The sequence below is a fragment of the uncultured Tenacibaculum sp. genome (genome assembly GCF_947498805.1).
Lineage (GTDB): Bacteria > Bacteroidota > Bacteroidia > Flavobacteriales > Flavobacteriaceae > Polaribacter.
Genome location: NZ_CANMLT010000006.1, coordinates 129689 through 149235, shown reverse-complemented (window position 1 = coordinate 149235; position 19547 = coordinate 129689). Strand labels below are relative to the sequence as shown.

20 protein-coding genes are annotated in these 19547 nt (G+C 32.5%); 8 read left to right on the top strand and 12 right to left on the bottom strand.

The features are described from left to right. Positions 1-135: 135 nt before the first annotated feature. From Q0873_RS13490 to Q0873_RS13470, 5 genes are all read left to right on the top strand, one after another. On the top strand, positions 136-858 hold the full coding sequence (locus tag Q0873_RS13490; protein WP_299108170.1) for a MotA/TolQ/ExbB proton channel family protein: 723 nt from the start codon (positions 136-138) through the stop codon (positions 856-858). Between the two features lie 9 nt (positions 859-867). Next, positions 868-1305: a hypothetical protein gene (locus tag Q0873_RS13485; protein ID WP_299108167.1), complete on the top strand. Its 438-nt coding sequence runs from the start codon at positions 868-870 to the stop codon at positions 1303-1305. A gap of 6 nt (positions 1306-1311) precedes the next feature. Beyond that, a complete protein-coding gene (locus Q0873_RS13480) occupies positions 1312-1947 on the top strand; it encodes a biopolymer transporter ExbD (protein WP_299108165.1) in 636 nt (211 codons plus the stop codon). A 17-nt stretch (positions 1948-1964) separates the two neighbouring features. Further along, complete coding sequence (locus tag Q0873_RS13475) at positions 1965-2435, top strand: biopolymer transporter ExbD (RefSeq protein ID WP_299108163.1); 471 nt, start codon at positions 1965-1967, stop codon at positions 2433-2435. An 86-nt stretch (positions 2436-2521) separates the two neighbouring features. Further along, entirely contained in the window at positions 2522-3199 is a 678-nt protein-coding gene (locus tag Q0873_RS13470; RefSeq protein ID WP_299108161.1) for a porin family protein, read from the top strand. On the opposite strand, the gene Q0873_RS13465 is transcribed toward Q0873_RS13470, so the two are convergent. The 10 genes from Q0873_RS13465 to rplM all read right to left on the bottom strand — a co-directional run bounded on the left by Q0873_RS13465 (position 3194) and on the right by rplM (position 13475). Beyond that, the gene (locus Q0873_RS13465; RefSeq protein ID WP_299108159.1) at positions 3194-3796 is read right to left on the bottom strand and encodes a hypothetical protein; all 603 of its coding nucleotides are present in this window, start codon (positions 3794-3796) and stop codon (positions 3194-3196) included. The two genes, Q0873_RS13470 and Q0873_RS13465, sit on opposite strands and share 6 nt — an antisense overlap. Continuing rightward, the gene (gene rpoN, locus Q0873_RS13460) at positions 3796-5259 is read right to left on the bottom strand and encodes an RNA polymerase factor sigma-54 (RefSeq protein WP_299108157.1); all 1464 of its coding nucleotides are present in this window, start codon (positions 5257-5259) and stop codon (positions 3796-3798) included. Before rpoN ends, Q0873_RS13465 begins: the two co-directional genes overlap by 1 nt. 83 nt (positions 5260-5342) lie before the next feature. Then, entirely contained in the window at positions 5343-6776 is a 1434-nt protein-coding gene (gene asnS, locus Q0873_RS13455; protein WP_299108155.1) for an asparagine--tRNA ligase, read from the bottom strand. A 78-nt stretch (positions 6777-6854) separates the two neighbouring features. Beyond that, on the bottom strand, positions 6855-9218 hold the full coding sequence (locus Q0873_RS13450) for an efflux RND transporter permease subunit (protein ID WP_299108153.1): 2364 nt from the start codon (positions 9216-9218) through the stop codon (positions 6855-6857). 97 nt (positions 9219-9315) lie between these two features. Then, positions 9316-9867 (bottom strand): ribosome recycling factor, encoded by a 552-nt coding sequence (gene frr / locus Q0873_RS13445; protein ID WP_299108151.1) that lies wholly within the window; start codon positions 9865-9867, stop codon positions 9316-9318. Positions 9868-9904: 37 nt separating this feature from the next. Then, positions 9905-10615: a UMP kinase gene (gene pyrH / locus Q0873_RS13440; RefSeq protein WP_299108149.1), complete on the bottom strand. Its 711-nt coding sequence runs from the start codon at positions 10613-10615 to the stop codon at positions 9905-9907. A gap of 110 nt (positions 10616-10725) precedes the next feature. After that, positions 10726-11688, bottom strand: coding sequence for a translation elongation factor Ts (gene tsf, locus Q0873_RS13435; protein WP_299108146.1), 963 nt, complete (start codon positions 11686-11688; stop codon positions 10726-10728). Between the two features lie 77 nt (positions 11689-11765). After that, the gene (gene rpsB / locus Q0873_RS13430; RefSeq protein WP_299108144.1) at positions 11766-12509 is read right to left on the bottom strand and encodes a 30S ribosomal protein S2; all 744 of its coding nucleotides are present in this window, start codon (positions 12507-12509) and stop codon (positions 11766-11768) included. A gap of 121 nt (positions 12510-12630) precedes the next feature. Next, positions 12631-13017 carry a 30S ribosomal protein S9 gene (rpsI, locus tag Q0873_RS13425; protein ID WP_299108142.1) on the bottom strand — a complete coding sequence of 129 codons (387 nt, stop codon included), beginning with the start codon at positions 13015-13017 and terminating at the stop codon, positions 12631-12633. Between the two features lie 2 nt (positions 13018-13019). Next, positions 13020-13475: a 50S ribosomal protein L13 gene (gene rplM, locus Q0873_RS13420; protein ID WP_299108140.1), complete on the bottom strand. Its 456-nt coding sequence runs from the start codon at positions 13473-13475 to the stop codon at positions 13020-13022. A 185-nt stretch (positions 13476-13660) separates the two neighbouring features. Here rplM and Q0873_RS13415 point away from each other — a divergent pair, with 185 nt between their 5' ends. Next, a complete protein-coding gene (locus tag Q0873_RS13415) occupies positions 13661-16270 on the top strand; it encodes a DUF5916 domain-containing protein (RefSeq protein WP_299108137.1) in 2610 nt (869 codons plus the stop codon). 87 nt (positions 16271-16357) lie between these two features. On the opposite strand, the gene Q0873_RS13410 is transcribed toward Q0873_RS13415, so the two are convergent. After that, positions 16358-17206: a flagellar motor protein MotB gene (locus tag Q0873_RS13410; RefSeq protein WP_299108135.1), complete on the bottom strand. Its 849-nt coding sequence runs from the start codon at positions 17204-17206 to the stop codon at positions 16358-16360. Positions 17207-17341: 135 nt separating this feature from the next. Between Q0873_RS13410 and Q0873_RS13405 the strand changes: the two genes are divergently transcribed. Both Q0873_RS13405 and Q0873_RS13400 read left to right on the top strand, forming a co-directional pair. Continuing rightward, on the top strand, positions 17342-18310 hold the full coding sequence (locus Q0873_RS13405) for an FAD:protein FMN transferase (protein WP_299108134.1): 969 nt from the start codon (positions 17342-17344) through the stop codon (positions 18308-18310). A 177-nt stretch (positions 18311-18487) separates the two neighbouring features. After that, positions 18488-18775 (top strand): hypothetical protein, encoded by a 288-nt coding sequence (locus Q0873_RS13400; protein WP_299108132.1) that lies wholly within the window; start codon positions 18488-18490, stop codon positions 18773-18775. Between the two features lie 3 nt (positions 18776-18778). On the opposite strand, the gene Q0873_RS13395 is transcribed toward Q0873_RS13400, so the two are convergent. Then, the gene (locus tag Q0873_RS13395) at positions 18779-19546 is read right to left on the bottom strand and encodes a class I SAM-dependent methyltransferase (RefSeq protein ID WP_299108130.1); all 768 of its coding nucleotides are present in this window, start codon (positions 19544-19546) and stop codon (positions 18779-18781) included. Position 19547: the final 1 nt, after the last annotated feature.

The following is a 19547-nucleotide window of genomic DNA, read 5'->3' as shown; positions in this document are numbered from 1 at the left end:
TTATTTGGCACTCTGAAAATTTGCGAAAAAATTAACATAAGCGTAAAAACTATGCTAAAAGTTATTTTTTTCCGTTTTTTCATAGTAAAATTTGTATTTTTAACCCGTTAACTATTTAAAATTAATTATAACAAAATGAAAAAAGTAGTAAATATCCTATCAATTACAGGATTTATGTTTTTAGGAGCTATTCAATCTGTACAAGCTCAAGAAGCAGCTGAGTCGACTAAAACTTTTCGCCAAGAGCTAAAGCAACGTTTTATTGAAGGAGGTCCTGTTTTTATGGGGATTGTATTAGTTGCTTTAATTTTAGGTTTAGCAATTGTTATCGAAAGAATCATTTATTTAAATATGGCTACTACTAACACTAAGAAGTTAGTTGCTAGTGTTGATGATGCTTTAAGTTCAGGTGGTGTAGAGGCTGCTAAAGAAGTATGTAGAAATACGAAAGGTCCTGTTGCTTCAATCTTTTATCAAGGATTAGAAAGAGCTGATGAGAGTTTAGAGGCTGCTGAAAAAGCTGTAGTAGGATATGGTGGTGTACAAATGGGATTATTAGAGAAAAACGTTTCTTGGATTTCTTTATTTATCGCATTAGCGCCGATGTTAGGATTCATGGGTACAGTAATCGGTATGATTGGAGCATTCGACGCAATTGCAGTAGCGAATGATATTTCTCCAGCGGTAGTAGCAGGTGGTATTAAAGTAGCACTTTTAACTACAGTATTTGGTTTAGTTGTAGCAATTATCTTACAAATTTTTTATAACTACATTATCTCTAAAATTGATAGTATCGTTAACAACATGGAGGATGCTTCAATTTCTTTAATCGATTTATTAGCTAAGTATAAAAAATAAGAAACATTTATGAGCAAGTTATTAAAAGTTGTTGTTGCGATTATCGCTATTCTTGGAATAGTAGGTTTCGTAATGGTAGCTGGTGCTGAAGAAAAAACACCAGAAATGGATAGTGCAGCTGGCTTTATGGTAAATGTAGCCTATGTTTTATTAGTGGCAACGGTAGTTGTGGCTGTGGCATTATCTTTATTTAGTTTAATGAAAAATCCAGCGGCTTTAAAGAAGACGTTATTAGGATTAGTAGTATTAGGAGTAGTATTGTTAATTGCCTATTTTACAGCATCAGATGCAGCAGTATATGACGCACAAGGTGTATTAGTAAAAGATGGTGAAGCAGGAGCAACTTCTAAATGGGTAGGAACAGGAATTACTTATAGCTTAATTTTAGGAGCTATTGGAATGTTATTCTTTGTTTGGGATTTATTAAAAGGATTAGTTAAATCATAAGAAAATATGGCAAGAAGAGAAAACCCAGAAATTAATGCAGGTTCTATGGCAGATATTGCCTTCTTGCTGCTTATCTTTTTCCTAGTGACAACTACAATGGATGTTGATTCAGGAGTTTCAGTAAAACTTCCTGAAAAAGTTGAAACTCCACCAGATATTAAAATTAAGGAGAAGAATATCTTCGAAATTAGTATCAACCGTAACAATCAACTATTTGTTGATAACCAAGTAATGGAATTAAAGGATCTTAAAGATGCTGCAATTGCATTTATGGATAACGGAGGAGGTTTAGGAAATCCAGCTCCAGGAGAAGATAAAAGTAAAGGTAAAGAATGTGATTACTGTAAAGGAAATAAAGATCCTGAATCTTCAGATCACCCGAATAAAGCTGTAATTTCTATTGAAAGTGATAGAGGAACAGAGTACGGAATTTATGTAGCTGTAAGAAATGAAATTCTTAGAGCAAATGCTGAGTTACGTAACCGTTTAAGTCAAGAGAAGTACGGAATGAGCTTTACTGAACTAGAGGAAGCTTTTAAAGCATCTAGTAGAAAGGATGAAGATTTAAAGAAAAAAGTTGAGGATATCAAAAACAGTTACCCTCAAATTATTTCTGATACAGATCCAACAAGTGTTCAATAATATAAAACAATTTAAGAATGTCTAAGTTTAAAAAGAAGAAAAAAGGATTGCCTGCGGTATCAACGGCGTCTTTACCAGATATTGTTTTTATGTTATTATTCTTCTTCATGGTAACAACTACAATGAGAGAAACTGATTTACAGATCGATGCTCCTCGTTTACCTAGTGCTACCGAAGTTAAGAAATTAGAACGTAAGAGTTTAGTAAGTACAATATATGTTGGTAAAGCTAAAGAAGCTAAATACGGAACTAGTTATAACAGAATTCAGTTAAATGATAAAATTGGTACACCAGATGAGGTACCTGCATTTATCTTTAGAGAAAGAGAAAATGTTTCAGAAGCTGAGGTTCCTTTTATGACTACTTCTATCAAAGCAGACAAAGAGTCGAGCTATGGTACATTAGCAGATATCCGTGAGAAATTAAGAGATGTAAATGCTCTTAAATTGAGTTTATCAACTCACAAGGGTAGTGCAATCAACAAGTAAAGGATTTATTACTTAATATAAAAAAAGAGCAATCGATAAGATTGCTCTTTTTTTATACAAAAACATGTATTTTTACGTTATTAGTTATGATGAAAAAAGTATTTTTTTTAGTGTTTGTTTTTTGGGGAATTAGCTGTTTTTCTCAAAAAGATTCTTTGCAACTTGGAGACCGTTATTTGGAGGATCAATTGTATATGAATATAAGTTATAATGTATTGACGAAGCAACCAAGTACGGTTGGTTCAAGTGGGTTTTCTTATGGAGTGTCTGCTGGTTACATAAAAGATATTCCGTTGAATAGACGTGGAAATTACGCATTTGGAGTAGGTTTAGGCTATAATTATGATTCTTTTAACCATGGTTTAAGGTTAGTGGAAAATAATGGAGGAATTAGCTTTCAAGTAGATTCTCAGTCAACTTCAAATGTCCTTAGATTGCATAATATTGAATTGCCCATACAATTTAGATGGAGAACCTCAGATGCGGTTACCTATTCTTTTTGGAGAGTGTATGCAGGAATGGTTGTGAGGTATAATTTTTACAATGGCTTTACAAATACCTTAAATGGAACTACAACAAGATTAACAAACGTTGATAATTATAATAAGTGGCAAACAGCACTTACATTATCTGCTGGGTATGGAACCTTTAATTTTTATGTGTCCTATGGGATTTCTCCAATGTTTACATCTGGAGCAACACTAAATGGGGAAGCTATTAATAGTAAAATATTAAAAATAGGACTTAGTTTTTACCTTTTATAAAAATGAAAAAGCTGCGATTTGACCTATAAAGCCAATAAAAAAACCGATGTATATTTCGTGAGTGGTGTGTGCTTTTAAATCTAGTCTTGCTCTTGCTAGAAGACCACTTAGAACGAATAAAAGAATTGTTAAGCTAAAAAGTATAGCACGATGATTAAACGTGTCTATAAGAAGAAAAAAACTAATAGTACTTCCCATAGATAGCAAATGTAAACTCGATTTTATTTTAAAAATAAAAAGAAAATACACTAATATTAGGCTTATAGTGCTTCCATAAAAAAGGAGTGCAAAATCTCTAATCATTGGTAAGTTCATGAGCATTTTTCCTAAAAAGAAAAAGAGCGTAGTCATTAAAAACAATGGTATTTTACGCTCGTTGATTGTGCTTACTTGATAAGATTTTATCAAACCGAATCCTTTTAAAAATATTAAAAGAAGTAAGGGAATGATATAGGTTGCAATAAAAATGATACTAAAAATAACTAATTTTTGCTCCTGGTTCATTCTAAGGTCACTCACAAGGAAAAACAATAGTAATCCTATAGTAGGCATAACTATAGGATGTAGCGTTGTTGAAATTAGTTTCTGCCAATTCATTAAATCTCTTTTCTTAGACGTGCAACAGGAATGTCTAGTTGTTCACGATATTTAGCAACTGTTCTTCTAGCAATAGGATACCCTTTTTCTTTTAAAAGCTTAGAAAGCTTTTCATCGGTTAAAGGTTTTCTTTTATTTTCTTCAGAAATAACATTTTCTAAAATCTTTTTAATCTCACGTGTAGATACATCTTCACCTTGATCATTTTTCATTGATTCAGAAAAGAATTCCTTAATTAACTTAGTTCCATATGGAGTAGTTACATATTTACTATTAGCAACACGTGAAACTGTAGAAACATCCATGTCAATTTCATCAGCAATGTCCTTTAAAATCATAGGTTTTAACTTACGTTCATCACCAGTTAAAAAGTACTCTTGTTGATGATGCATAATTGCATTCATGGTTACTAATAAAGTTTGCTGTCTTTGCTTAATAGCATCAATAAACCATTTGGCAGCATCTAGCTTTTGTTTAATAAATAGAACAGCATCTTTTTGGGCTTTACTTTTATCTTTTGAACCTTGATAGCCTTTAAGCATATTATTGTATTCACGAGATACATGCAACTCAGGAGCGTTTCTTGAATTAAGTGTGAGTTCCAATTGTCCTTCAATGATGCGAATAGTAAAATCAGGAACAATTTGTTCTGCTATTTTATTATTCCCAGCATACGAACTTCCGGGTTTTGGATTTAGTTTACTAATTTCAGTTATTGCGCCTTTTAATTCCTCTTCGTTAATATTGAACTTATCAAGAAGTTTTTTATAATGTTTTTTTACAAAATGGTCAAAAGCCTCTTCTAAAATGTCAATTGCTAAATCTCTATTCGCGGTACTTTTTTTAGCGTTTAATTGAATCACAAGACATTCTTTTAAATCTCTAGCCCCTACACCAATAGGATCTAGTTTTTGAACCACTTCGTTTAAAACTTTAAGAACCTTTTCTTCAGAAGTAAATACATTTTGGGTGAAAGCTAAGTCATCTACCAAATCAATTACCTCGCGTCTTATATATCCGCTATCGTCAATACTCCCCACTAAGAACTCTGCAATAGAGCGTTCTTCTTCGTCTATTCTAAAGGTGTTTAACTGATTTTTTAAAGACTGATGAAAGGTAGTACCCGCTGCATAAGGAACTTGCTTTTCGTCATCATCAGATGAATAGTTGTTTGCTTGAGTTTTATAGCTAGGATATTCATCATCACTTAAGTATTCATCAATGTTGATGTCTTCAGCTTCTATTTTTTCGTTACCAGCATCATCATAATCAGAATCATTTACTAATGAATCTTCAAAGTTATCGGCTTCTTCTTTTCCTGTATCTAAAGCTGGATTTTCTTCTATTTCTTGTTTCAAGCGTTCTTCAAAAGCTTGCGTAGGCAATTGAATCAGTTTCATTAACTGAATTTGCTGTGGTGATAACTTTTGAAGTAATTTTTGATGTAAACTTTGTTTTAGCATAAGTACAAATATAGCAAATAGCCCTAAAAAAAAATCGCCATTCTAAAGGAATGACGATTGTTATATATTATTTTATGATTTTTTTAAAACTCTGCATTTTGTGGAGTTCTTGGGAAAGGGATAACATCTCTAATATTACTCATTCCTGTTGTAAACAATACTAAGCGTTCAAAACCTAATCCAAAACCAGAATGTACTGCAGTTCCAAATTTACGCGTATCTAAATACCACCATAATTCTTCTTCAGGAATATCTAAAGCAGCCATTTTTTCTTTTAGTACATCTAAACGTTCTTCTCTTTGAGATCCTCCAACCATTTCTCCAATACCAGGGAATAAAACATCCATTGCACGAACGGTTTTACCATCTTCATTTAAACGCATATAGAATGCTTTAATATTTGCTGGGTAATCGAATAAGATTACAGGGCATTTAAAATGCTTTTCAACTAAATAACGCTCATGTTCAGATTGTAAATCTACACCCCATTCGTTCACAGGGAATTGGAACTTTTTCTTTTTATTTGGTTTAGAATTACGTAAAATTTCAATAGCTTCTGTATATGAAACTCTTTTGAAATTGTTTTCTACAACAAATTTTAAACGTTCTATTAACCCCATTTCGCTGCGTTGCGCTTGAGGCTTTGTTTTTTCTTCTTGTGCTAAGCGATTATCTAAGAAAGCTAAATCGTCTTGACAATTGTCTAAAACATATTGTAAAACGCCTTTGATGAAGTCTTCAGATAAATCCATATTAGCATCTAAATCGTTAAATGCAACCTCAGGTTCAATCATCCAGAATTCTGCCAAATGACGTGTAGTATTTGAATTTTCAGCTCTAAATGTAGGTCCAAAAGTATATACTTTACCTAAAGCCATTGCATAGGTTTCAGCTTCTAATTGACCAGAAACAGTTAGGTTAGTTTCTTTACCAAAGAAATCTTGACTATAATCAATAGTTCCATCTTCTTTCAAAGGAGCTTTGTTTGCTTCAAAAGAAGTTACACCGAACATTTCTCCAGCACCTTCAGCATCAGATCCTGTAATAATTGGAGTGTTTACATAGTAAAATCCATTTTTTTGGAAATATTGATGTACCGCAAACGATAATGCAGAACGTAAACGCATTACTGCACTAAAGGTATTTGTTCTTACACGTAAGTGAGCATTTTCACGTAAGAATTCAAAACTGTGCTTTTTGGGTTGAATAGGGTATTCGTCTGGATTTGAATCACCTAAAATTTCTATATTGGTAACTTGGATTTCTACAGATTGTCCTCTTCCTTGGCTTTCTGCTAACGTACCTGTAATACTAACAGCAGCACCTGTATTTATTCTTTTTAGAAGCGTTTCATCTGTGTTTTCAAAATCAACAACACATTGAATATTATTAATTGTAGAACCATCATTTAGAGCAATAAAACGATTGCTTCTAAAAGTTCTAACCCATCCTTTTACATGTACTTCTTGTAAAAATTTATCAGAATGTAATAATTCTTTAACGCTACTTCTTTTCATCTTTTAAAAAATTGAAAGGCAAAGATACTTTATTACAAAGAATTGAGCAATGCTGATATATAAATAAGCGGTAATCTTTTATTTGTCCTCTTTTGGAGGTAATATTTTAAAGTTTGTTTCTTTAAGAACCTTTTTATTGGCTATTTTTTTCTCAAAAGATAACAATAGAGAAGGTAATAGTAATAGGTTAGAAACCATAGCTAATAATAATGTTACAGACACTAGTCCACCTAGGGCGATAGTCCCACCAAAACTAGAAACGGTAAAGACTAAAAATCCAAAGAATAAAACAATAGAAGTATAAAACATACTTACACCAGTTTCTCTTAATGCAGCATATACTGCCGGTTTTATTCTCCAATTATTGGCTAATAATTCCTGACGATATTTGGCCAAGAAGTGAATAGTATCATCTACAGAAATACCAAAGGCAATACTAAATACTAAGATTGTAGAAGGTTTGATAGGAATATCAAAGAATCCCATTAACCCAGCAGTCATTAATAATGGAAGCATGTTTGGAATAAGGGATATTAAAATCATTTGTGGAGATCTAAACATCCATGCCATGAAAATGGAAATAAGTACAATCGCTAACGATAATGATATTACTAAGTTCTTAATTAAATAGTTTGTTCCTTTTAAGAATACTAAAGCTTTACCAGTCATTGAAATTTCATACTTATTGTCCGGAAATTGTTTGTTAATAACAGCATTCAAGCGTTCTTGGATTATGTCCATTTTATCAGTTCCAATGTCTTTCATGAAGGTAGTGATACGAGCATAACGACCTGTAGAATCAACAAAGTTCTTTAACATACCAGAATCACTGTTTGAATTTTTTGTAAAAGCAAAGATGTGACTCTTCTCTTGACTTGTTGGAAGTTGATAGTATTTTGGGTTTCCTTTGTAATAAGCCTGTTTAGAATATTTAACTAGGTTAGTTACAGAAATAGGTTTAGAAAGTTCAGGGAAAGTTTCTATAGTTTCATTAAGCTTTTCCATTTTCTTTAAAGTAGAAAGCTTCATTACTCCTTTTTCTCTTTTAGTATCGATTAAAATTTCTAGAGGCATAATTCCACCAAATTCACTTTCAAAGAATTTGATATCCTTATAAAACTGCATTCCCTTAGGCATATCTTCTATTAAACTACCAGAAACTCGAATTTGATATAAACCTACCATACTCAATATGATTATGATAACGGTTGTAATATAAATAGCTATTCGTTGCTTTCTAACTGTGTTTTCCATCCAGTTTACAACATCTTCCATCCATCTTTTTTCAAGATGATTTAAGTGCTTCTTTTGAGGAAGCGGCATAAAACTATATAGGATAGGAATTATTAAAAGAGCAAGAATAAAAATACTAATAATATTTACTGACGCTAAAATTCCGAATTCACGTAACAATTGACTCTTAACAAAAACAAATGTTGCAAAACCAGAAGCGGTTGTAATGTTAGTCATTAACGTAGCATTTCCAATTTTTGAAATAACACGCTGTAATGATTTTGCTTGATTTCCGTGCTTTTTTACTTCTTGTTGATATTTATTAATTAAGAATACGGCATTAGGTACTCCAATTACAATAATTAAAGGAGGTATTAAAGCTGATAAAACTGTAATTTCATAACGGAACCAACCAATAAAACCAAACGCCCATACAACTCCAATACCTACAACTAAAAGTGTAATAAAGGTTGCTCTAAAGGAGCGGAAAAAGAAAAAGAAAATAATAGCGGTGATCAACAAAGCACCTGCTACAAAAATTCCCATTTCATTGGTGATGTTTTGAGAGTTTAATGTTCGAATGTAGGGCATTCCAGAAACACGAACATCAATATCATTAGACTCTTCAAAGTCTTTTATTTTAGAGATCAATACCTTATTGATAAAATCAGCTCTTGCAGGAGTGTTTACAATATCTTTATTTAAATAAATAGCAGTTTGTAAGGTTCCTTTGTCATTGTATAAAAGGTTTTCATAAAAAGGAAGTTTTTCAAATAATTGAGTTTTTATTTTTTCAACTTCTTCCGTATTGGTAGGAAGTTTGTCAAATAAAGGTTCAACAACAAACTTTCTTTTTTTTCTGTCTGCCTTTAATTGTTTTACATCTGAAATAGAAACTGTAAAATCAACTTCAGGAACACTATCAAATGTTTTTACTAATTTATTCCAAGCATTGAATTTCTCTGGAGTAAAAATGGTGCTGTCTTTTACGCCAAGAATAATAAGGTTACCCTCTTCTCCAAAAATTTCTAAAAACTTGTTATATCTAATGTTTGCTTCGTGATTATTTGGAAGTAGGTTGGCTTCAGTGTAAGAGAAGCGCATATATTTTATTTGAGAAACTAAGGCGGCAGTAATTAAAGCAATTATCGCTAAAACTATATAGCGGTTACGAAGTATAAATCCTGCAATCTTAGTCCAAAAAGTCATTCAAAAAAAATTTTAGCAAAGGTAGATAAATAGTTAGTATTAAAACAAAAAAAGAGTGTATAAAACACTCTTCTCAATAAGGTTATGTAGTAAGAAATTATACTGTCATAATTTCCTTTTCTTTTACTGTGTATTTTTCATCAACTTCTTTTACGAAATTGTCAGTTAATGTTTGAATATCAGCCTCAGCATTTTTCTTCATATCATCAGAAACATCGGTCTTTTTGATATCGTTGTTTGCATCTTTACGAGCGTTACGAATACCAACTTTAGCGTGCTCAGCTTCAGCTTTTGCTTGCTTAGCTAAATCACGACGACGCTCTTCTGTTAACGGTGGAACATTAATAATAATATTTTCTCCATTGTTCATTGGGTTGAAGCCAAGATTAGCAATCATTATTGCCTTTTCAATTTCTTGTAACATGTTCTTCTCCCAAGGTTGAATAGAAATAGTACGTGCATCTGGTGTGTTAACATTAGCAACTTGACTTAATGGTGTTTGAGACCCATAATAATCAACCATTACATTGGCTAACATTGCTGGTGTAGCTTTACCTGCTCTAATACTGCGTAACTCTTTTTCTAAATGTGCGATAGCATTGTTCATTGCTTCTTTTGCACTATCTAAAATAAAATCTATTTCTTCCATTTTAATTGTATTTTAAACCTTAATGGTAATTTTCGTTTTATTGATTATCAACTATTGTTCCAATTTGTTCTCCAGAGATTAACTTCAATAAGTTTCCTTTGGTGTTCATATCAAAAACAATTATTGGTAGTTTGTTTTCTTCACTTAATGTAAAGGCAGTCATGTCCATAACTTTTAAGCCTTTTTCCATTACGTCTTTAAAAGTAATACTTTCAAATTTAACAGCGTTTTTATCTTTTTCTGGATCAGCAGTATAGATACCATCAACTCTTGTACCTTTTAAAATAGCGTCAGCATTGATTTCTATTGCACGTAAAACAGCAGCAGTATCTGTAGTAAAGTAAGGGTTTCCTGTTCCTCCTCCAAAAATAACTACACGTCCTTTTTCTAAATGACGATTCGCACGTCTTTTAATATAAGGTTCAGCGATTTCTTTAATTTCAATGGCCGTTTGCAAACGAGTATGAATACCTTCATCTTCAAGAGCACTTTGTAATGCAAGTCCGTTAATACAAGTAGCTAACATTCCCATGTGATCTCCTTGTACGCGATCCATACCATTACTAGCTCCAGCAACACCTCTAAAAATGTTACCACCACCAATAACTATGGCAACTTCTACATTTTTATCTACAACTTGTTTAATTTCTTGAGCGTATTCTTTTAATCTCTTTGGGTCAATACCGTATTGACGGTCTCCCATTAAGGCTTCTCCACTTAATTTTAAAAGGATTCTTTTGTATTGCATAATTTTATTGAAAGTTGTGCAAAACTACATATTTTTTTTGATTCAGTTTTTTTTAAGCATAAAAAAACCATCCGATTAAGGATGGTTTTTAAAATTTCATGTTCAAGGAATTACCCTAAAGTAACTCTTACGAAGTTTTTAACCTCTACTTCACCATAAGAAGAAACGTATTCAGCAACAGTTTTCTTCTCATCTTTGATGAATTTTTGGTCTAATAAACACTGCTCTTGATCTAAAGTAGTGTTATCAGAGATAAATCTTTCCATTTTTCCTGGTAAGATCTTGTCCCAGATTTGCTCTGGTTTACCTTCAGCTTTTAATTGCTCCTTAGCAGTTTCTTCAGCTTGAGCTAAAGCTTCGTCAGTTAATTGTAAACGAGATACGAATTGAGGAACGTTCTTTAAAGTTTTACCTAAACGAACTAACTCTTCGTTATCTTTAACGATAGCTGCAATTCTAGCTTCAGTTTCAGAAGCAACGTAAGCAGGATCAAAATCTTTGTAAGATAAAGTTGTAGCTCCCATAGAAGCAGCTTGCATAGCTAAATCTTTAGTTAAATCTCCAGCTTTATCAACAGCAGCAGTTAAACCTACCATAGCAGCAATCTTACCAACGTGAGTATATGCTCCAACGAATGGTGCTTCAATTCTTTCGAAAGAAGTAATATCGATTTTTTCACCGATAACTCCTGTTTGTTCGATTAATTTTTCAGCAACAGATACTCCACCAATGTTAGCAGCTAAAAACTCTTCTTTTGTCTTAGTAGTAAATGCTACATCTACAAATTCTTGAGCTAAAGCTTTGAAAGAATCATTCTTAGCAACGAAATCAGTCTCACAAGCTAAAACGATAGCAACACCATATGTGTTGTCATCACTTATTTTAGTAATAGCTACACCTTCAGTAGACTCACGGTCTGCTCTTTTAGCAGCGATTTTTTGTCCTTTTTTACGTAAAATTTCAATTGCTTTGTCAAAATCACCTTCTGCCTCAACTAATGCATTTTTACAATCCATCATACCAGCTCCGGTAAGTTCTCTTAATTTTTTTACGTCAGCAGCTTTAATTGCCATTTTATTTTTGTTTTTAAGTTGTGATTAAAATTAAAATAAAATAAAGGCTTCAGTGTAATGAAACCTTTAAATTAAAATTATTTTGCTTCTTCTTTAGTAGCTTCAGTTTCTTTAGCTGCTTTAGCTTTTTCTTTATCAGCTTTTCTTTCAGCTAAACCTTCAGCAATCGAACCAGTAACATATGATAATACTTTATCGATAGACTTAGAAGCGTCATCATTTGCAGGGATAACGAAATCGATCGGTCTTGGATCAGAGTTTGTATCAACCATTGCAAAGATTGGAATGTTTAATTTTTGTGCTTCAGCAACAGCAATGTGCTCTTTCTTAACATCAATTACAAATAAAGCACCTGGTAAACGAGTCATATCAGAGATAGAACCTAAATTCTTTTCTAATTTTTCACGTTGACGGTTGATTTGTAATTTTTCTCTTTTAGATAATGCATCAAAAGAACCATCTTGCTTCATTCTATCAATAGAAGCCATTTTCTTTACAGCTTTACGGATAGTAACGAAGTTAGTTAACATACCACCTGGCCATCTTTCTGTGATGTAAGGCATGTTTACAGCTTTAGCTTGTTCTGCAACGATATCTTTAGCTTGCTTCTTAGTAGCAACGAATAAGATTTTACGTCCAGAGTTAGCTATTTTTTGTAACGCAGCAGAAGCTTCGTCAATTTTAGCTGAAGTCTTATACAAATCGATGATGTGAACACCGTTACGCTCTGTATAAATGTATGGAGCCATGTTTGGATTCCACTTTCTAGTTAAGTGACCGAAGTGTACTCCACTTTCTAATAATTCTTGAATGTTTGCCATTTTAATAAATGTGTTTACGTTCTGTTTTTTCAATACTTCAGTAGTTATTAAGTCTGAAATATTTAGATACTAAACTGTTAATAAATAATATAATCTTATAAATAACAGTTCTATTAAACGATTAACGCTTAGAGAACTGGAATTTCTTACGTGCTTTCTTCTGACCGAATTTCTTACGTTCAACCATTCTAGGGTCACGAGTTAATAATCCTTCTGGCTTTAATACTGATCTGTGCTCTTCGTTGATTGCAACTAAAGCTCTAGTGATCGCTAAACGGATAGCCTCAGCTTGACCAGTAACACCACCTCCATATACGTTAACTTTGATGTCATAAGCATCTAAGTTTTCAGTTAACATTAATGGTTGCTTTACTTTATATTGTAAAGTAGCAGTTGTAAAATAGTTATCTAACTCTCTTTTGTTTACAGTAATGTTTCCACTTCCTTGAGAAACATAAACACGAGCAACAGCTGTTTTTCTTCTACCTATTTTGTGTACAGTTTCCATAATTATTTAAGATCGTTAAGGTTAATAGCTTTAGGTTTTTGAGCCTCTTGACCATGCTCAGTTCCTGCGTATACATATAAGTTTCTGAATAACGCACTACCTAATTTGTTTTTTGGTAACATACCTTTTACTGCTTTTTCGATTAATCTTGTAGGATCTTTTTCGAACATTTCTGTAGCAGTAAGTGATCTTTGTCCTCCTGGATAACCCGTGTGACGGATGTAAGACTTATCAGTCCACTTTTTACCTGTTAAATTGATTTTTTCAGCGTTGATTACTACAACGTTGTCTCCACAATCTACGTGAGGAGTGAAATTTGGCTTGTACTTACCTCTAATAAGTTTTGCAACTTTAGAAGCTAAACGACCCAAGTTTTGCCCGTCCGCATCAACAACAACCCACTCTTTGTTTACAGTGCTTTTGTTAGCTGATACTGTTTTGTAACTTAATGTGTTCATAATTACACGATTAGTTTTTGTCTTATTAATATTAAATTTTGTCCTTCAAAAAGGTGTGCAAATGTACAACTAATTATTTGATTAACAAATAGTAGCTTATCTTTATTTTTTGGCTAATAATTAACAAATTATTAAGAAATACTACTTTTACCTTTGTTGGGTATTACAACTCAATCTTTAGCTTAATGAAGCGTTATTATTTATATGCATTGCCTTTTTTGTTAGTTTTAAAATCTTTTGGTCAAGAAGGCGGTACGATACCTAAGAAAATTTACACAACAAATAAAATTACCACTCCTCCGGAAATTGATGGACTATTAGATGATGAAAGTTGGGAGTCATTAGAATGGGGAGGCGATTTTATTCAAAAAGCACCTACAGAGGGAGTAGCTCCTACGTATCAAACTAGATTTAAAATTGGGTACGATGACAAGTACTTGTATATTGCTATTAGAGCTTTTGATGAAGAACCAAATAAGATAGAGCGCAGACTTTCTAGAAGAGATGGTTTTGCAGGAGATCGAGTAAATGTACTTATCGATAGTTATCATGATAAACGAACAGCTTTTGTGTTTACTACAACAGCTGCTGGTGTAAAAGGAGAGGAGATTGTAACTAGAAATGGAAACAATTGGGATGCAAGTTGGAACCCTATTTGGTACACGGATGCTGTTATTGATGATAAAGGTTGGACAGCTGAAATGAAAATTCCTTTTAGTCAATTACGTTTTGGAAAGGCAAAAGAGCAAGTTTGGGGCTTAAATATTATTCGACAGTTTTTTAGAGAACAAGAACGTTCTTTGTGGCAACGTATTCCAAATGATGTAGCAGGATTTGTTTCTGAGGCAGGAGAACTTCATGGATTGGTGAATTTAAAATCTCAAAAACAATTAGAAATACAACCTTTTACAGTATTGCAATATGATACTTATGAAAAGGAGCCTGGAAATCCGTTTAGAGATGGAAGTGATTTTAAGGTGAATGGTGGTTTGGATGCTAAAATTGGTATTACTAATGATTTAACTTTAGACTTAACAATTAATCCAGATTTTGGACAAGTAGAGGCAGATCCAGGAGCAATTGCCCTTGATGGATTTCAAATTTTCTTTAATGAACAAAGGCCTTTCTTCGTAGAGAATAAGAATATTTTTGATTTCCGATTTGCAAACGGACCAGATAATCTTTTTTATAGTAGAAGAATTGGAAGGAGTCCTCAATTAGGTCCTAATGTGAATTCTGGTGAGTTTGCAGATGTTCCTGTGAATACATCTATTATTGGAGCTGCAAAATTTTCAGGTAAAACGAGAGATGGTTGGTCTATTGGTATTTTGGAAAGTGTTACCTCTAGTGAATATGCTGAAATTGATGCGAATGGTACTCGAAGAGAAGAAAAGGTAGAGCCTTTAACCAACTATTTTGTAGCAAGAGTTCAAAAGGATTTTAATGATAGGAACTCTTATATTGGTGGAATTTTTACAGCAACCAATAGAGCTTTGGGTGATATTACTAGTTTAAGAAAAGCAGCCTATACAGGAGGTGCTGATTTTAGACATGAGTGGGACGATAGGAATTACTTTATTCAAGGAGATTTTGTAGCGAGTCATGTTATTGGAAGTAAGGAAGCAATAGAAGCCACTCAAAGATCTTTAACGCATTTATTTCAAAGAGTAGATGCGAGTCACGTAGAAGTAGATCCTAATAGAACTTCATTAACAGGAACCGGAGGAAGAATTTTTGGAGGAAAAAGAGGAGGCGGAAACTGGCGTTATTGGGGAGGTATGAATTGGAGATCTCCAGAGTTAGAGTTAAATGATATTGGATTTTTAAGACAAGCAGATGAAATAAGGCAGTTTGCTAATGTGCGTTATTTATGGCAAAATCCAACAAAAGTATATAGAGATGCCAATGTAAGAATGGGAGTTTCTACAGCGTTTGATTTTGAAGGTAATTATAATAGAATTCAATATACCTTGAGAGGTAATATTAATTGGATAAACAATTGGTGGACGGAAGTAGAGTTTGGTCATAAGCCAAGAATTTTTATCAATACATTTTTAAGAGGAGGACCACGTTGGCGTTATTCAGAAGAGAATTTTGCGGTGTTGTTCTTAGGGTCTGATAGAAGTAAAAAGGTAAGTTTTAGAGCAGGAACTGTGCAGAGTACAACTACTCAAAATAACTTTGCTTTTAGACGATATGTTTTAGGTGTGAATTACCAGCCTTTTGATTCTTTTAATATGTCTTTAGAAGCTACTTTTAATGAGAATCCTAATAAAACACAGTATGTAACGCAGTTGGATCATAATGGTACTACTAAATATGTACTAGGAAATATCGATCAAAAAACGTTAACGACTACGCTACGATTAAACTACAGTATTAATCCAAATTTATCGGTTCAGTTTTATGGTCAGCCATTTATTTCAAGAGGGAGGTATTCTAACTTTAACCTAGTAAAAAACTCTATTGCAGAAGATTTAAACGAGAGGGTAGATTGGTTTGAACCAAACCAAATTAGTTTGTCTAATGATACTTATAATGTTGATGAGAATACGGATGGTGTTACAGATTATTCTTTTGATAAACCAGATTTTTCATTTGTGCAGTTCCGTTCTAATTTGGTTGTGCGTTGGGAGTATATTCCTGGTTCAGAATTATTTTTAGTGTGGTCACAAGGAACAAGTGGTTCAGAAGATGCTAATAGGTCGTTGTTAGGAGGTTTAGAAAATAGAATATTAAACCAGCCATTAGATAATACGTTCCTTATAAAAGCAACCTACAGGTTTGTAAAATAAAGCTAAAACTTTAAGTATAAAAAATAAAAAAGCTCATCATTTTTATGATGAGCTTTTTTATTAGGTTTATTTTAAATGATAAACTTATTACTCTACTTTTTGATCTAATAAATCAAAGAATTGATTTAAACGAGGTAAAATAATAATTTTAGTTCTTCTGTTTTTAGATTTGTTACCAGGAGTGTCATTAGCAACTAAAGGCATAAAACTACTTCTTCCTGCAGCAATCAAACGCTGAGGAGCAACATTGTATTTGTTTTGTAATTCACGTACAATTGCAGTAGAACGTTTTACACTTAAATCCCAATTATCTTTTAAGCTTGAGTTTCCTGAAATTGGTGTGTCATCAGTATGACCTTCAATCATCACGTCCATTTCTGGTTGCCCGTTAACAACTGTTGCTACTTTTTCTAAAACTTTAGAAGCTTTGTCTGTAACTGTGTAACTTCCGCTTTTAAATAATAATTTATCAGAGATAGAAATGAAAACTACCGTTTTTTCAACATTTACTTCAATGTCTTCATCATCAATACCTGCTTGTAATTCTTTCTTTAAATGGAAAGCAACTACTAAGTTTAAAGAATCTTTTTTAGAAGCCGCAGCTCTAATTTTATTGATGTATTTGTCTTTTTTACTTAACTGAGTTAGCGTTTCCTTGATGTTGTCGTTTGCACCTTTAGTTAATACAGTTAAGTTCTCAACTTGTTGTAAGGTGTTTTCTTTGTCTTTTTTTAGTTCGTTTACACGAGATTCTAAAGAAACAGTTTGATCTTGGTATTTTTCTTTTTCTACCAAACACTTTGTAAGGTTTGCTTTTACAGCTAATAATTCTTCTTTTGTTTGTTCGTGTTTAGCTTTTAAAGCATCAAGTTCTTTTGTAGAAGCACATGAGGCTAACAAAACAACTGCTGACAGTAATAAAAATATTTTTTTCATTTTAAATCTAAAATTTTAGATGTGTTATTAAATCTAATAAGAAACAAATTTATAAAAATGAAGATATAAAAAAGACTGTTAACAATCTTTTATGATATATTCTATAGCCTTATTTTTGTAAGCAAAATAATTTAGATGAAAAATTTACGATATCTACTAGTATTATTGGTGTTTGTTTCTTGTAAAAAAGAAGAGCAAATTAAGGAGACAAAATTGCAAGGTGGCGTTTTTGGAACGATGTATCATATTACATATTTAGATGATGTGAACTATCAAGAGTCTATTGATAGTTTGTTTCAATTGGTGAACAAATCATTGTCTACCTATATGCCAACATCAGATATTTCTAAGATCAATCAAGGAGATTCTACAATTGTTGTAGATGCGATGTTTGAAGAGGTTTTTCAAAAATCTAAAAGGATATTTAAAGAAACCAATGGGTATTTTGATCCAACTGTTTGTGAGTTGGTAAATGCTTGGGGTTTTGGTTATAAAAAAGAGAAAAAAGATTTAGACTCATTACAGGTAAAAGAATTAATGAAGTTAGTCGGGTTTAATAAGATAGAACTGAAAGATAAGAAGGTTGTGAAACAATTTTCTGAAATGTGCTTAGATTTTAATTCTATAGCAAAAGGGTATGGAAGTGATGTAGTTGGTCGTTTTTTAGAAAGTAAAAATGTATCAAATTATTTAGTAGAAATAGGAGGGGAGATAAGAGCAAGAGGAAAGAATAAGAGAAATAAATTTTGGACGGTTGCTATTGATGACCCGAATACAGATGGTACACGAAGTGTTTCTAGATATGTAGAATTAGACAATCAATCTATGGCAGGATCAGGGAACTATCGAAAATTTAGAATGACCAAAGATGGTAGAAAAGTAGTGCATACCATCAGTCCAAAAACAGGTTTTGCTACTGAAAGTAATTTGTTAAGTGCTACGGTGTATGGTAAGGTAGATTGCGCTGATGTAGATGCCTACGCAACTTCTTTTATGGCGATGGGACTAGAGAAATCGAAAGCCTTTTTAGAAAAGCACCCTGAGATAAAAGCAGTGCTTTTATATGCAAATGATAAAGGAGAAATAGAAGAGTTCAAGAATTAGAAGTAACTTTAAATTATTGTTGTGAAAAAAGTTTTTTTATTAATAGTGATGTTTTCTTTTTTTTCTTGTAAAAAAACATGTAATGAAAGAGAAATTGTTTTTAAGTTGAATAAATTGTCTAATACAATTTATCTAGAGGAAGTTGAAAGTATGCGAAGATTTTTTAAGAATAAATCTTTGGAGCAACCGAAAATGTATAGTGGAGTTTATCAAGAAATGGTAGTGATTGAGAAGACAATTGCAGAGATATCGAATTTAAAGAGTGTTGACGATAAAAGAAGATGTATGCAAGAGTTAAAGAAAGATATGAATGATTTGTTTGAAGATAAAGATGTGAAATTTCTCCATCACGATGCTAATCCAGAGGATGTTGAGTTGTTTAACTCTATGCTTGAGAACGATTTGAATAGGATGTTATATTATCTTTATAAAGAAGCTTATATTTATAGGGTATCTGAATTTTAAAAACTACTTATAACAAACAGGTAAAATTTCACCTTTCATTAAAGCATATCGTTCTAGTAATTCTGGAGCGATTTTTTTTGTGTAATCTATTTCGTCAACTTTGAATCCGATAGAGCGTAATTTATCAAAATAATCACGTCCGTACACGCGCACATGGTCGTATTGCCCAAATATTTCAGCACGTTCCTTTGGGTCGGTAATAGAATCATCTTCAAAAGTAGTTTCTCTAGATAGATCCTGCGGAATCTGAAAGATACCCATACCTCCAGTTTTTAATACACGATGCAATTCCTGCATGGCTTTAGTATCGTCTGGAATATGCTCTAAAACATGATTGCAAAATACAATGTCAAAAGAATTGTCTTCAAAAGGTAAATCACAAATATCAGCTTTTACATCTGCAATAGGTGATTCTAAATCTGAAGTGGTATAATAGATGTTTTTAAGTTTTTTAAATCGATCTAAGAAACATTGTTCAGGAGCAATATGTAAAACTTTTCGTTGTATGTTAGATGTAAAGAAATCAGTTTCTTCCTTTAAATATAACCAAAGTAAACGGTGTCTTTCTAATGATAAAGTAGATGGAGATAATGCATTTTCTCTTTGCGTACCATAACCGTAAGGTAAAAATTTACGGAATGATCTACCATCAATGGGGTCCGTAAACCTATCACCTTTTAACCACCAAGCTATTACAGGGCGAACCCAATAACTAGCTTTAATTAAAATAGGTCTTGGAATCGTATTTAATACTGCCTTAAATAAAGACATC